Origin of the sequence: Moorena sp. SIO3B2 (assembly GCF_010692525.1) — a bacterium.
Taxonomy (GTDB): domain Bacteria; phylum Cyanobacteriota; class Cyanobacteriia; order Cyanobacteriales; family Coleofasciculaceae; genus Moorena; species Moorena producens.
Genome location: NZ_JAAHHE010000170.1, coordinates 1 through 13,664, shown reverse-complemented (window position 1 = coordinate 13,664; position 13,664 = coordinate 1). Strand labels below are relative to the sequence as shown.

Annotated in this window: 13 protein-coding genes and 1 tRNA gene; 6 read left to right on the top strand and 8 right to left on the bottom strand. The window is 44.5% G+C overall.

Annotation, left to right across the window (positions count from 1 at the left end):
- Window positions 1-452 precede the first annotated feature (452 nt).
- Window positions 453-1,037, bottom strand: a complete 585-nt coding sequence (locus F6K38_RS25770; protein ID WP_008188930.1) for a cupin domain-containing protein — start codon at window positions 1,035-1,037, stop codon at window positions 453-455.
- 97 nt (window positions 1,038-1,134) lie between these two features.
- On the opposite strand from F6K38_RS25770, the gene F6K38_RS25765 reads away from it, so the two are divergent.
- From F6K38_RS25765 to F6K38_RS25755, 3 genes are all read left to right on the top strand, one after another.
- Window positions 1,135-1,263: a hypothetical protein gene (locus F6K38_RS25765; RefSeq protein WP_287249646.1), complete on the top strand. Its 129-nt coding sequence runs from the start codon at window positions 1,135-1,137 to the stop codon at window positions 1,261-1,263.
- Between the two features lie 216 nt (window positions 1,264-1,479).
- Window positions 1,480-2,523 (top strand): AraC family transcriptional regulator, encoded by a 1,044-nt coding sequence (locus tag F6K38_RS25760; RefSeq protein WP_071105442.1) that lies wholly within the window; start codon window positions 1,480-1,482, stop codon window positions 2,521-2,523.
- A 188-nt stretch (window positions 2,524-2,711) separates the two neighbouring features.
- Entirely contained in the window at window positions 2,712-3,716 is a 1,005-nt protein-coding gene (locus tag F6K38_RS25755; RefSeq protein ID WP_287357919.1) for a DUF4351 domain-containing protein, read from the top strand.
- 192 nt (window positions 3,717-3,908) lie between these two features.
- On the opposite strand, the gene F6K38_RS25750 is transcribed toward F6K38_RS25755, so the two are convergent.
- The 4 genes from F6K38_RS25750 to F6K38_RS25735 form a co-directional block, all read right to left on the bottom strand.
- Window positions 3,909-3,981 (bottom strand) — tRNA-Ala (locus F6K38_RS25750).
- Window positions 3,982-4,057: 76 nt separating this feature from the next.
- Window positions 4,058-4,783 carry an HAD family hydrolase gene (locus F6K38_RS25745; RefSeq protein ID WP_287264747.1) on the bottom strand — a complete coding sequence of 242 codons (726 nt, stop codon included), beginning with the start codon at window positions 4,781-4,783 and terminating at the stop codon, window positions 4,058-4,060.
- A gap of 340 nt (window positions 4,784-5,123) precedes the next feature.
- Window positions 5,124-6,011, bottom strand: coding sequence for a class I SAM-dependent methyltransferase (locus tag F6K38_RS25740; RefSeq protein ID WP_008188920.1), 888 nt, complete (start codon window positions 6,009-6,011; stop codon window positions 5,124-5,126).
- Between the two features lie 84 nt (window positions 6,012-6,095).
- On the bottom strand, window positions 6,096-6,938 hold the full coding sequence (locus tag F6K38_RS25735; protein WP_287264748.1) for a M48 family metallopeptidase: 843 nt from the start codon (window positions 6,936-6,938) through the stop codon (window positions 6,096-6,098).
- 141 nt (window positions 6,939-7,079) lie between these two features.
- Between F6K38_RS25735 and F6K38_RS25730 the strand changes: the two genes are divergently transcribed.
- Window positions 7,080-7,754 carry a response regulator transcription factor gene (locus tag F6K38_RS25730; RefSeq protein WP_008188917.1) on the top strand — a complete coding sequence of 225 codons (675 nt, stop codon included), beginning with the start codon at window positions 7,080-7,082 and terminating at the stop codon, window positions 7,752-7,754.
- Between the two features lie 97 nt (window positions 7,755-7,851).
- On the opposite strand, the gene F6K38_RS25725 is transcribed toward F6K38_RS25730, so the two are convergent.
- Window positions 7,852-8,175 carry a (2Fe-2S) ferredoxin domain-containing protein gene (locus F6K38_RS25725; protein WP_083373839.1) on the bottom strand — a complete coding sequence of 108 codons (324 nt, stop codon included), beginning with the start codon at window positions 8,173-8,175 and terminating at the stop codon, window positions 7,852-7,854.
- 266 nt (window positions 8,176-8,441) lie between these two features.
- Between F6K38_RS25725 and F6K38_RS25720 the strand changes: the two genes are divergently transcribed.
- Window positions 8,442-10,565: a serine/threonine protein kinase gene (locus F6K38_RS25720; protein ID WP_008188907.1), complete on the top strand. Its 2,124-nt coding sequence runs from the start codon at window positions 8,442-8,444 to the stop codon at window positions 10,563-10,565.
- 128 nt (window positions 10,566-10,693) lie between these two features.
- Window positions 10,694-11,164: a P-loop NTPase family protein gene (locus tag F6K38_RS25715; protein WP_008188906.1), complete on the top strand. Its 471-nt coding sequence runs from the start codon at window positions 10,694-10,696 to the stop codon at window positions 11,162-11,164.
- 317 nt (window positions 11,165-11,481) lie between these two features.
- Here the strand turns inward: F6K38_RS25715 and F6K38_RS25710 are convergent, their stop codons facing one another.
- Both F6K38_RS25710 and F6K38_RS25705 read right to left on the bottom strand, forming a co-directional pair.
- A complete protein-coding gene (locus F6K38_RS25710) occupies window positions 11,482-12,468 on the bottom strand; it encodes a pentapeptide repeat-containing protein (protein ID WP_008188905.1) in 987 nt (328 codons plus the stop codon).
- Window positions 12,461-13,201: a hypothetical protein gene (locus F6K38_RS25705; RefSeq protein WP_008188904.1), complete on the bottom strand. Its 741-nt coding sequence runs from the start codon at window positions 13,199-13,201 to the stop codon at window positions 12,461-12,463. Before F6K38_RS25705 ends, F6K38_RS25710 begins: the two co-directional genes overlap by 8 nt.
- Window positions 13,202-13,664 lie beyond the last annotated feature (463 nt).

Below are 13,664 nucleotides of genomic sequence, written 5' to 3'. Positions count from 1 at the left end.
AAATTCCTTGCAAAGGAGGGAGATGGCGGTGTAGGGATGGTTGCTGTGGCACTGCTAAGTGCTAACATCGAGGCAAAATAAGCCGATGCGATCGCTATCCCTAGAATTCTCAACAACCTACCCATTTTCCTATCTCCCCATTCCTACAAGTAAAAAAAATGGCGTTGCTGATTCTGGGTATGGTTTTGCCCCCCTAGCCCCCCAAGCGAGGGATTGCTCGCTTGGGGGGAATAAGACTTTCTTGCGTCCCTTCCGGTGCGCGCCTCCTAGGGCGAGTAAATCGCCCTTGGGTCGCACCGCAAAGTTGGGGGACCCACGGGGGCTTGACCAAAACCAGATGATCGCGTATTCATTCCTTGATTCAGCAACGCCATTAAAGTAGGGTGGGCAACGTTCTTTTATCTACAAAACTCAAAAGAACCAAACAATTTTTGCCCACCCTACAAGATTTTCTAGCGCAACTTCATATTGCTAAACAGCTTTGCCACTGGTTCGGGAAGATTAGGTAGATGGGGTAAGTCGGGAGTCTCGGACATGGCGAGGCCCGTGAGGTTGTTATCCTTGATCAGCCTTGGAATTTCGTCGAGAGCAAAAACCATGCCCCAGTCCCGCTCTGCGTTCGCGAGACCCTTGCGATCGCCCCCCTTCAAGGAGTCAACAAACCCCTCAAAGGTTTCCTGACCTGATAGCTCGATGTAATGAGCTGGTGTATCAGTGGAGTTCCAGAAAGCATGGACAATGCCCCGTGGCTTTTGGACGTAGCTTCCCGCAGGAGCTGTGAACCTTAGTCCATCTGCACCGCCAATCTCGAACACAAGTTCACTGGAGATCACGTAGACCAGTTGATCGCAAAACTTATGGCTGTGGGGTGACAGCAAGTGACCGGGATTGATCACACCCTGCATCACTGAGAAATCACCACCCATGTCTCTGGATCGGGCCATGATAATCATGTCGGTGGCTGTCCTTTCTCCTTCACCAGGTTTCTTAAGGAGATCCTGGGCATCAAATCGATCGTTTACATTGTATTCACTCATTGTTCTACTCCTTTAATCTCGCTTTACTGAAAAATTTCTTGACTAAATTTAAAGGTGCAACCCTGTCATCAAATGCCTTAAAAATGGCAAACCAATAATGCAGCTCATGGGGCACTATAATGGTTTTGAAATAGTAAGCATTCAGCTTAAGCGCTACGCGCACGCTACGCGAACAGCTAATGGGCTAACTCCCAGCGTCGAAGCCTGTGCTACTATCAGCTTTTGAATGAAAGAGCTAAGCATTCGTTTAATCTCAGTTCCCTGGCCTTTCGGCTACGCTACGGGAACGCCCAAGCTAGGAATTTATAGTCTTTGGCTTTGAGTCCGTTGAACTGATCAGTCGAATAGCTTGTTTTAAGCTGACGGCTGAGAGCTGAGAGCTGAATGCTTACTAGCTTTCTATAACCAAATTGCCATCTTTAACAGAGGTGTGATAAGGACAATGGGCGCACCAAAACGGACATTTCGCGACAGATTGCACAAACCCGAAATGCTAGCTAGCGTGGTGGCGAGTACCGTAGCTTATGCAGTGGCACGGGGAGTGGACATGGAACAGATCACTGCCGCCACAGGACTAACCCGTACCGATCTGCTCGATCCCGATGCCCACCTGTCTCAACACCTGGTACCAACGGTATGGCGCTTACTGACCAAGGCTTACCCAGGAGAAGCGATCGCACTCCACATGGCCAGTGCTACTCCCTTCTCATACTTTGGAACACTAGCCTATGGAGCTAGATATGCTGAAAATCTCAGACAAGCATTGCAGAACTTAGTGCGGTATCGGTCTGTGCTATCGGATCAACTGCACATCGCCCTGATTGAGTCCTCCTCAGAGGGAATTTTACAAATGCATCATCCCATGGATGCCGAGGATGGGGGTTGCGCGGCTGAAGTGGGACTAGCTTTGGGGTTGCGCTATATGCGGGAAATTCTGGGAGCGGATGATCTCCTTGTGCGCGTGGACTTTAATCACCTGCCCTTCGGACCAATCCAGGTTTATGAGGAGTTCTTTGGTACCCCAGTATGCTTTCAACAATCCCACAATGCCTTTGTCTTTCGTCAAGGGGCCCTAGACCTACCCACCAAACAGCCTGATCCGGATCTATTTCGTTATATCCAGAGCCATCTAGACCTGGTGCGAGAACGGTTAGCAGGTTCTAGTGATTCTCCGGAACTATCTAGAGTCCGTGATGCGATCGCTCACAATGCTGAACGTTCTGAATATGGTGCAGAAGCCCTAGCACGAAAGATGAACATGAGTCTTCGTGCTTTGCAACGCTTGACCCAAGAGCATGGTATCACCGTTCGGCAATTGTTAGACCAAACTCGTCAAGCAAACGCACAACAATTCCTCAGTGACCCCAGACTCAGTATCGAAGCCATATCGTGTTTGCTAGGTTACTCAGAAGATCGTGCATTCCGCAGAGCCTTCAAGCGTTGGACCGGGCACACCCCTGCTGAGTTCCGGCGGAATGTTGGATAAGTATTTTAGATTTAGATATTTACGAGGCTCAGAGGCTGATGCGATGGCACTTGCCTAAGTGAGCAGGATTACTATAGACGAGCATAATCTACTATTATAGCCAATTGACCCTTCATGAAATTAAATCTAAACTAACCTGTAATCTAAACTAACCTGTAACCTGTAACTTCCGGTTTTTATTATGTGTTATGACTTACGACAGTACCCTGAAATATTTGGTGGAACAATATCCCCAATCCTTTACCCGTTGGTTGTGGAACCAGGAACCACCAGAAGATATAGAAATTCTCAACACCGAATTAAGTACAGAACCAATTCGGGCAGATGCCTTGTTTTTTGTGCGAGTTGCTGATGCTATTTTGCATCTAGAATTTCAAACCCTACCCCAATCTGAACCTCCGTTACCCCTGCGGATGATTGATTATTGGGTGAGGTTGTATCGCCAGTATCGCTGTAAGATTGACCAGGTAATAATTTTTCTGAAACCAACCCGATTAGCGGGAGTATTTGTGAATCAATTTACCGAACCGAACCTATCCTTCCACTACCGAGTGATTCGGATTTGGGAATGTGATCCACAACCGTTACTGACAACGCCAGGGTTACTACCCTTGGCAGTGTTAGCACAAGCTGAAGTCCCAGAAACATTACTCTCCCAGGTAGCAGCCAAAATCGATATGATTGAAGATAGACAACAGCAGCGTAACCTGTCTGCTTGCGTGCAACTGTTGGCTGGGGTGAAATTTGATGAGCAGTTAATTCAAGCTTATTTTCGGGAGGATATGATGCAAGAGTCGGTGGTTTATCAACGCATTATTAGTCAAGGATTAAAACAAGGATTAGAACAAGGATTAGAACAAGGATTAGAACAAGGATTAAAACAAGGATTAAAACAAGGATTAGAACAAGGATTAGAACAAGGATTAGAACAAGGATTAGAACAAGGATTAGAACAAGGATTAGAACAAGGATTAGAACAAGGATTAGAACAAGGATTAGAACAAGGAAAGCGCAATGAGCTTAATTTAATTATCCGTCTACTTAACCGTCGCCTAGGTCAGCTCAATCCCCAATTACAGCATCAAATTGAGCAATTATCCTTTTCCCAGTTTGAGGATTTAGGGGAAGCCTTGTTGGATTTTGAAACCGAAGTGGATTTGACCAATTGGTTGAACCAGTTCAGGGATAGGTAATATGTAAGCTATCAGCTATCAGCTATCAGCGATCAGCTATCAGCTTTTGAATCAAACAGGTCAGCATTCGAATAATGCTGAGTTATGTCACAGCGTCAAAGCCTGTGCCACAAACATTAAGCCTGTGCCACCAAGCTGACGGCTGACGGCTGACGGCTGAAAACTGATAGCTGATAGCTTACCTGCTATCTATGGAGAATAGGGGATTCGAACCCCTGACCTCTGCGGTGCGATCGCAGCGCTCTACCAACTGAGCCAATTCCCCTAGTACTTTGGTTTATTACTTTTATTTATATGTTTATTCTAGCACCGGGACTAATATCCCTGTGCCCTTGTATGGTCTAGATTTCTGCTACTGGCTGAGGTGATACCCCAGAAGAGACCTGCTGCACTCGTTCTAATTCCAGCTGATTCAAATAATCCACAGTCCAGTTAGCGTGACGCTGTAGCATATGAAGGGGATAGGTACTAGCCACTCCTACCACTGGCATGCCAGCTCTCTTCGCCGCCTCAATTCCAGCCAAAGAATCTTCTATCACTAGACATTCTGCAGGTTTCAAGTTGAGGTTACCATAGGCTTGATTGAGCCGCTCTACCGCTAGCAGATAGCCATCCGGTTCTGGTTTACTAGTAGTAATATCATCACCAGCAACAATCAAACTAAAATAGTTAGCTAAACCAGCGCGATGGAGCACCACTTCTGCCTCATTCCGCAGTGCTCCAGTCACCAGAGCCATCGGTATCTGAGCACCCTGGATCTGAACCATTAAATCCTCCACACCAGGATAAATGGGCAAGGTTTCCATACTTTCTAGCTGACGTTGATAGGCAGCAGCTTTGCGGGTGATTAGCTGGTTTAAGTAATCCTCCGTAACCACCCGACCGCGACGCTTAAGTAACTCTCGCAGACAAGAGCGATCGCCTCTGCCTGTACAAACCTGTCGAAACTCTTCGGAATCCGGACGCAAATTTTCCCCAATAATAATTTCCTCAATTAGTTTTTCGTGAATCGGCTCATCATTGATTATTACTCCGTTAAAATCAAACAGAACTGCTTTCAAACTCATAAGTACCTAGAGATAAATTATGTTTATCTTGTTGATAAACATAAATAAAATAACGTTAATAAACCCTTTTTTGTTCCCCGTTCCCCCTTGCCTATTCCCTGATATTAACAGTCAACTTTACTAATCTTAACAGTCAACGTTAATTGTGTCCAAGTGCTTACTTGAGGTCAGCTATCAGCGTGTCGCGTATCAGCTATCAGCTTATGCGTTACCTCACAGGCTTCTAGCCTGTGCGACGCTACTTGACTTTTGAATAAAACAGGTAACCATTAATTTATCTGAGTTAAGTCTGCTGAGCGCTGAGCGCTGACCGGTGAATGCTTACTACTTGAGAAAGGCACTATACCGCTGGAACCGGCACCCCTTGTGAAGCAATTTCATCTGGAAAACTCTCCTGAGATTGAGATTCCCAAACAGCTGATTTACCTACTGGCAAAGGTTTTAGACCCTGAGTTATTTGATGGAGCCACCACCATTGCGTAGTGCGCACTGCTTCAAAACTAGCTGCACCCATCCAAGCATCAACGCTACCATTAGCGTAAGCCTTGATATAGGGTTCTTCAAAAACTTCCGTTAGCCAATTCGCCTCCCGGATCGTAGTCTGATTGCCGTCTAGAATCAAAACTTGTCCTCCCCCTTGGAGCAGTCGGAAGGATTCATGCAAAATCGACTGAGTTACCTGAGGTGGAGTTTCGTGAAACAACAGTGATGCTGTAACTAGATCAAAAGACTGATCAGCTAAACCCGTCTGTTCAGCCATACCATGAAGCCACTGAATATCCACATTAGCCTTGTTAGCTTTGTAGTCAGCCATGACCAGCATATAAGGTGACAAGTCCAGACCAATCACCTGGGCATCAGGAAACCTCTGCTTTAACATCAAGGTTGTGGAACCGGTGCCGCAGCCCAAATCCAGAATTCGTCGTGGCTTCCCTACTATACTATCAATCAACCCCTGACGCACCCAGGTTTCATTAGGGGGCAACGCATATTGGGTAATTGGGTCGTAGCTTGTGGCTGCACTTCCATTCAAGTAGCCCCCTTCAATACCATGGAAATTCTGAGTGCTGTAATAGTCAGGATAGATTAGCTCAGGGTTACGGAAGCGATCGCACTCAGCTTCCCAATCCATAGTTTCGTTAAACTGTAGCAGCTTTTCTTGATCAATCAAGCTAAAGATGATCGGGGATAAGAAACGCTCCCAAAGTGTGTCTTGATTAACTGCCATAAAAATTTAGTTAAGGAGATGTCAAACCGACTGCTAAAGCAGTATAGCTTGAGGGTGCTTAATCTAGCACCACACTCCTTACCGTTACCGCTTAACATTCCGAGCAAACCGCTCCCGACCCTCTTGCAGATTAAGAGGAATACCATTAGGGTAAGTTTTAGCAATCAGACTCTGGAGTTGTTCAATCCGATTACTAGGGTTAGGGTGAGTACTAAAAAACTCCGGTGGTTGCCCACCCTGTCGAATTGAGTTAAGGACTTGCATCAGTTCAACGATTCCCCTAGGGTTATAGCCCGCTTGTGTCATAAACCGAAAACCCAGGCGATCGCTTTCTAATTCATCCTCGCGTCCATACTTAAGGCTAACCATTTGATTAATGGCTTGGGCAAGTAGTGCTGCTTGCCTACCACTTTGGGCATCATCACTGGCAGCAATACCAACAGCATTAACCAATGCTACCCCAAGTTTCTGCTTAGCCAGATGTTCTGCACCATGTCGTCCCACTACGTGACCAATCTCATGGCCCAACACCCCCGCCAGCTGCGCTTCTGTATTGAGTCGCCTGAGCATGGCTAGAGTCAGAAAAATTTGTCCCCCTGGTAAAGCAAAGGCATTCACAGTGCGGGGGTCACTCAACAAATAGAACTCAAAGGGATAAGGTGAACCAGAGGCTGCCGACTTTTTGACAATCCCCTCTCCCACCTGAGAAATATATCCTTGAAGGGCTTGATCTGGGTAAAGACCACCGTGTTGAGCCGCCATTTGTCCCCGTGCTTGTAACCCAATCACCACTTCCTGACGGGGGGAAAGTTGGATGCGCTGCTTTTCCCCAGTTACTGGATTTTCAGAGACACTGGTAAAGTAGCTGATTAACCCAAACAAGCCTACTATGAATGCAATTCCTAAACGAAGGATTAGTCTACGCACCGATTATCTCCCAAATTTATCCATAGCAAAATACTATAAAACTATTGTTGTGGAAGATATCATGAATTGTTAGAGCCGTTATTATTTCTGTATTAGTCCTGAAAACTTACAGTTGTTTGGCCTAGACACCATCAAGCTATTATGACCCACCATATTTTAGTTGTCGAAGATGAAACCAAACTAGCCCAGTTTATTGAACTGGAACTGAAGTACGAAGGTTATGAGGTTAGTGTTGCCTACGATGGCTTAGCTGGTTTGGGAGCAGCGCGGGAATCTAATCCAGATTTAGTAATACTCGACTGGATGCTACCGGGCATATCAGGACCAGAAATTTGCCGACGCCTGCGCACTACTGGTAATCAGGTGCCGATTATCTTATTAACCGCTAAAGATGAAGTAAGCGATCGCGTTAGTGGTTTAGATGCTGGTGCTGATGACTACGTAGTCAAACCCTTCAGCGTAGAGGAATTATTAGCCAGGGTCCGAGCTCATCTGCGACGCAATCAAACCGAAGACCCCAACATCCTGCAATTTGCCGACTTAAGTTTAAACCATAGCACCCGTGAGGTCTATCGAGGTCAGCGATTAATTGAACTGACTGTCAAAGAATTTGATCTACTCGAATATCTCCTTGCCCATCCCCGACAAGTCCTTACCCGAGAGCAAATCCTCGAAAGAGTCTGGGGTTATGACTTTATGGGTGACTCTAATATCATAGAAGTTTACATTCGCTACTTGCGCCTGAAGCTAGAAGCCAACAACGAAAGCCGTCTAGTCCAAACCGTGCGCGGTGTTGGCTACGTATTGCGAGATTAGTCCTGAGTGAATCAGTCCTGAGTGCGCCAGTCCATCCCGACTCCCGACTCCCGACTCCCGACTCCCTAAAACCCTTGAAAACTGCTATACCTAATAGCTAATACCCAAAACTCATATGGATGCGGGGATGAAGTTTTGCCCTTACTAACTTACCCCCTTGCAGATGTTGTTCCACAATTACCGGCACATCTTGTGGTTTGACTCGGCAATACCAAGTCTCCTCCGGAACAATCCGCACCGTTGGACCAGAACTACACTGTCCCTGGCAAGTTGTACCAATCACGCTAAAGTCAGAAAGATCAGCTTCTTCGAACGCAGCCAGCACCTCAGCTGAACCGGCTGCTAAACAAGACTTATGTTGGCACACTAAAACACAAGGCTTTTCTGTATTGGCACTGTGTTGAGTAAAATCTGTTTCCACGTTGGGTTCAGTTAATATTAAGAATTATTACTAATTTCATCATAATCATTGACTTTTATGCATAGATTAATATAATCACCCCCTAAAATGCCAAATAACTGTTTTCAGTCCTGAGTCGGTTTTGAGGAAGCACAGTCTCCTGTTATGGACAAATGAGCAATGAATAATTACCAATAACTCATTGCTCAACCATCCAATTGAATAGGACACCAGCTTAACATTAGAATGAAGACCACACTTCGAACCGAATTGTCCCTGAATCCGTCATGAATCCAAAACTCTTAAACAATCGCTACCGTGTCCTTGAGACTCTAGGTTCGGGTGGGTTCGGTGACACCTTTCTCGCCGAAGATATCCATATGCCTTCAAGACGGCGGTGTGTGATTAAGCAACTTAAGGCATTGGCCCATAATCCCAAAGCTTACAAGCTCGTCCAAGAGCGATTCCAACGAGAAGCAGCTGTTTTAGAAGCCTTAGGGGAAGGACATGACCAGATTCCGAGACTTTATGCCTATTTCTCTGAAGCCGAAAAGTTTTACCTGGTTCAAGAGTGGATTCGAGGCAATACCTTTACAACACAGGTTAGACAGGGAAAAAAATTTACTGAGATTGAAGTTAGGGAACTCCTAATTAGTTTGTTAAGGGTTCTAGAGTATGTCCACTCTCGCCGTATCATTCATCGGGACATTAAGCCAGATAACATCATTATCCGCCAACGAGATGGGGTACCAGTTCTGATTGATTTTGGTGCAGTCAAAGAAGCAATGAGTACCGTAGTCACCAACTCTGGCACCCCCCACCCAGCATCAATTATAATTGGCACTCCTGGCTATATGTCTTCGGAACAGTCAGCAGGACACCCAACCTATAGCAGTGATCTATACAGTTTGGGGCTGACAGCAATTTTGTTGCTCACGGGTAAAATACCACAGCTATTCCACACAGATGAGAGGACTGGTGAGATTTTATGGCGTCAAGATGCCCCACCCCTTTATTCAAACCTAGGAATAGTGCTCGACAAAGCGATTCGATTCCATCCACGCGATCGCTTTATTAGTGCCAGACAAATGCTTGATGCTCTCCAATCTGACCCTGCATCACCTACGGAAGCCACAGTCCCCATTTCTCCTGGTGCCCCATCAACAGCCAACAAGGGTACGGTAGCCACAGTCCCCATTTCCCCGGGTGACTCACCACCAGCCAATAAAGGTTCAGTGTCCACTATTAAAGGCCCATTACCAGTCACTGTAAAACAAAACGATAGTTACAAGGCAGTTTTAAAGGGAGGTTTAATCGGAGGCGGTATATTACTGATTGTGGTGGCATTTGGTTCGGGATTCAACAAGTTCTTGAATCCCTCTACGACCGTCCCATCCTATGATCAATCTAAATCAACATCATACCCAGACAAGCCAAGTTCTCAAGAATCGCAAGATAAAAAAGTATCATCAAAAGACCCATCACCAGAGACTATTTCATCTTCATCACAGTCCCAGACCAAGGACAAATCACCAGTAACTAAACCAGAAACACCATCATACCCATCACAGTCCCAGACCAATAATCCATCACCAGTAACTACACCAGAGACTACCGTAACTGATCCGGTCACACCATCAAACCCATCACAACCAGAGACTACCGTAACCGATCCGGTCACACCATCAAACCCATCACAACCAGAGACTACCGTAACCGATCCGGTCACACCATCATCCCCATCACAACCAGAAACTGCCGTAACTGATCCGGTCACACCATCAAACCCATCACAACCAGACACTAAGGTAACTGATCCGGTAACTACTCCCTCGATATCAAAACCAGAAACTAAGGTAACCGATCCGGTAACACCAACATCCCCATCCAAACCAGACACTACTGTAAAACCAGTTCCAGTAACAACACGGAAACCTATCACCGAACCTTCACCCATCGTAGAAAACAATACCAATAACCAAAATCTTGCTCAGCTCAAGGCTATTCCCAAATTTCCCCCAGGAACTCAGCGCAGAGCAGTGGAATATGCTTTAGGCAAGCCCACAAAAAAATCAAACGGCATGTGGAAGACTCGCGCTTTCCTTTATAAAAACGTTGTGCCCAATCAAGTAGATCTAGGATACTTGTTTGATCGAAGTTCTGGGCGTCTGCGCCAAACGGAAGTTACTTTTTCGCAATCCGTTGACCTAGAAATCATGTCACAGACCTTAGACAAGCTGCTCAGTAACAACATCTCCACTGACATTAAACAGGGGCTGAAAGATGTATATCAGCGCGAGTCTAAGACCTATAAATTTTCCAGTGGTAATAATAACCGCTTGCAGGGTGTGATTGAACGAGACGGTAGCGATCGCATTTACATTGGTGTTTGGGAAGCGGATTTAAAGTAAAAAGCAATCCTAATTACCTGAGCAAGACTCTAGTGCTCAAGGCTCCCCGCCTGATAGCTGATAGCTAAGGGTTGTTCCCTTAGCGTGCCCGTAGCGCATATGCTTACCTTTTGTCTATTTCATTTATCATGAGAAAGATACTAATATTCGGCAACTCTGGAGCGGGAAAAACTACCTTAGCCTTAAAATTGCAGGTTGAGTTAAGCTTACCCATATTAGATCTAGATACTATTACTTGGATACCCGATCTACCAGGAGTAAGACGGGAAGATGCCGAAAGCGAGAGATTATTAATCGACTTTATTCAAAAAAATCCTGGATGGATAATTGAAGGATGCTACGGTAGTTTAATTGAAACAGCCGCCAACTATTCATCCGAGATGATATTTTTGAATCCTGGAGTTAAAAAATGCCTAGAAAACAATCGACTCAGACCATGGGAGCCCCATAAGTATAAGACTCCCAAAGAACAAGAAGCGAATTTTGAATTTTTACAAACCTGGATTAAAGACTACTATTCACGTGATGATGAATATTCCTTTAGCTGCCATGATAGACTATTCAAAAGTTTTAGCGGCAATAAAATAGAAATAAATTAATCATGGGTTCGCGTAGCCTCGGCTGTGGCCGTAGGCCACGCTGCGCGAACGCCGAATCCCATTCTCTAATGCTAGGATTGTCTAACACCCTTTTTAGGATTTTATCACTCCCTCGAATTATGTCTTAACTAATTATTTTCAGGAGTAGACAGTAGACAGAATTGCTGAAGTCATCATAAGAATCCAGAATTTCTGGGGAGCGCTCCATCCCTACTCCCTACTCCCTACTCCCTACTCCCTACTCCCTACTTCTGCGCCACCTAGGACAAAAGTACCTCACCGAATTTAGAAATGTGATAAGTGCTAAATAGTTGGGTTTAACTAAAGCACTTGTCCGACATCCCTTTGATTAGAGAATATAATTTTTGTTGTGCATCATAACGATTCAAATAAGCCTGATTATTAAGATTTTTAGGGCTGCAATAGTAGTTAGGTAATGGCTGAATTTGGGAATATTGATTTTGATAAGATTGGCCGAGTAACCTATCAGCTAAAATAATAGAAGTAGCTTTATAGAAACGGGATGCAAAATCTTTATCTTGCTGTAGCTTTTCCTGCAACTTATGCCGACAAATTGACCAAACTACTGAGTCATTTATAGCGGTAACAGTAGCGGCAGGTAAACTTCGTTTTAGAAAAGACATTTCCCCTACTACTTCACCTCCCGATAATTCAGCAATATCTCTGCCCCCAACTGAAACTGTAAACTGTCCGTCCAACACTATATACAGTGCATCAATCTCTTTCCCTTCTTCGATAAGCGTAGTATCAGCAATAATTTCTTTCTTGCTGCCTGTAGCAATCATCCATTCTACATCCTTATCACTCAATTCCTCTATCATCAAAATAGTTTTTTTGATACCCTGCTTCCAGAGCGCTTCTACATTATGTAATTTTTCTGTAGGAAGCAAGAATTCTTCAGAATCATCAAAAAAAATTGCCCCTTGAGCCTTGAGAGCAGATATAATATCCTCAGTAAGCCCTGAATTATTACCAAATTGAGCGTTGTCTAAAATAGCATCATTAAAGTCAGCACCGGTTAGATTGGCATTCCTAAAATCAGCACCAGTTAGATTGGCATTCCTAAAATTCGTTCCCCTTAAATCAGCATTATTCAGATTAACGTTTTCTAAGTTAACCCCGCTTAAGTCAACTCTAGCCAAGTCTTCATAAAGATTTAGTTCAGCTATCTCCGCCAGTTGAGAAAAATTAGTAGTGTTAGCGCCTTCAACACTTCTGATGAATTCTTCCAACTCCTGGTTGAATTTTTCGTTAGTCACCGGTTTAGATTGTTCGTTAGTCATACTTTAGTACCACTTTACTTAAATAAGGTTTTAATTGGTGCTCTAGAATCAGTAAGGCAATCTTTCTATCTAAGACTACACGTTCTTCCCGACTAATTTCGGGAGACCACAACCCTTCAGCTCCAGTCACATGAACATCTGGTTTAAAAACTTCAAAGGTAGCTTCTATGTAGCACGGCTTTGCCATTACATCTATTGTTCCCAGCTCGACTTCCTTGAGTAATCCTTTAAACACGGGTTGACCCGTTTTTACCTCAAAAACCCAAGCTGGAGTTTCCTCTGACCCCTTCGTTGTGATCTGATAGTCAATGAACTGAAACCCATCTGTTGTCCCTCCTGTATTCTTTTCACCATGGTTAGCTTTAACTCCAGGTTGATTTTTATCCCAAGAAGCCTCGACTTTACTGTGATTTTCCTTACTCTCTTGCTGCTTCCTCTGTTTTTCAACAGCAGGCTCAAATGAGCCACTGAAGTTACGAGCTTCCAAAGGTATCTTGCCATTTTTTAGCCTTAGCCTGAGTTCTCCACCTTTGAGTCCGAACCTAACTCGACCCAATAGCATCTGCAGCCACTGTTCATTAAATTGAATAGTCAGGTATAGCTTTAATTGCTCTCTATCGCGAGATGAAAAAATCCCTGTCGAGACTGGCTCAACTTTAAGCTCCATCGTCAGACAGTCTGGAAATTTATTTTCCTCTGGTAGGATAAGCGGTGTCGATTTTCTTTGTAACATGCTAAATTAGGATAGAGAGGTTCACAGTTTACTGGCAAAGCAACCCTAAGGCTTATAGGCAAACGAGTGAATCGTTACGTTTGCAAAGAATTGCTTCTAGGTTACTGATGACAGCGACCTCTGCTCGAATAGTTTCAGCAGAAATGCACGTAAAATCTAGTTAAATGTGAAACACACGGCACAAAGAGCATCTCACGTTTAGCTGAAGAAACCGATACAGCTTTACATAAATGATCTGAACTGATCTATTAGTTCAAGTGCGGTTAATCACTTCCAAAATAGTCTATAGATTGTTGGGTAAGCGTAATCAGTAATGGGTAATCCTCAACTACCAATAGACCTCTCCAAAAAACAAACTTATGGTAAAATAAGATAAAATTAATCACTTTTATCAACCTCAAAAACCATGAGCTACACTTGGAACTACATCCAAAAAAATCCTAAACAAACAAAAAGATTGCTA

Coding starts and splice junctions, on each gene's coding strand:
- F6K38_RS25760 (WP_071105442.1), top strand. CDS start 1,480: ATGGGCGCACCAAAACGGACATTTCGCGACAGATTGCACAAACCCGAA.
- F6K38_RS25715 (WP_008188906.1), top strand. CDS start 10,694: ATGAGAAAGATACTAATATTCGGCAACTCTGGAGCGGGAAAAACTACC.
- F6K38_RS25770 (WP_008188930.1), bottom strand. CDS start 1,037: ATGAGTGAATACAATGTAAACGATCGATTTGATGCCCAGGATCTCCTT.
- F6K38_RS25705 (WP_008188904.1), bottom strand. CDS start 13,201: ATGTTACAAAGAAAATCGACACCGCTTATCCTACCAGAGGAAAATAAA.
- F6K38_RS25730 (WP_008188917.1), top strand. CDS start 7,080: ATGACCCACCATATTTTAGTTGTCGAAGATGAAACCAAACTAGCCCAG.
- F6K38_RS25755 (WP_287357919.1), top strand. CDS start 2,712: ATGACTTACGACAGTACCCTGAAATATTTGGTGGAACAATATCCCCAA.
- F6K38_RS25765 (WP_287249646.1), top strand. CDS start 1,135: ATGCAGCTCATGGGGCACTATAATGGTTTTGAAATAGTAAGCATTCAG.
- F6K38_RS25710 (WP_008188905.1), bottom strand. CDS start 12,468: ATGACTAACGAACAATCTAAACCGGTGACTAACGAAAAATTCAACCAG.
- F6K38_RS25740 (WP_008188920.1), bottom strand. CDS start 6,011: ATGGCAGTTAATCAAGACACACTTTGGGAGCGTTTCTTATCCCCGATC.
- F6K38_RS25745 (WP_287264747.1), bottom strand. CDS start 4,783: ATGAGTTTGAAAGCAGTTCTGTTTGATTTTAACGGAGTAATAATCAAT.
- F6K38_RS25720 (WP_008188907.1), top strand. CDS start 8,442: ATGAATCCAAAACTCTTAAACAATCGCTACCGTGTCCTTGAGACTCTA.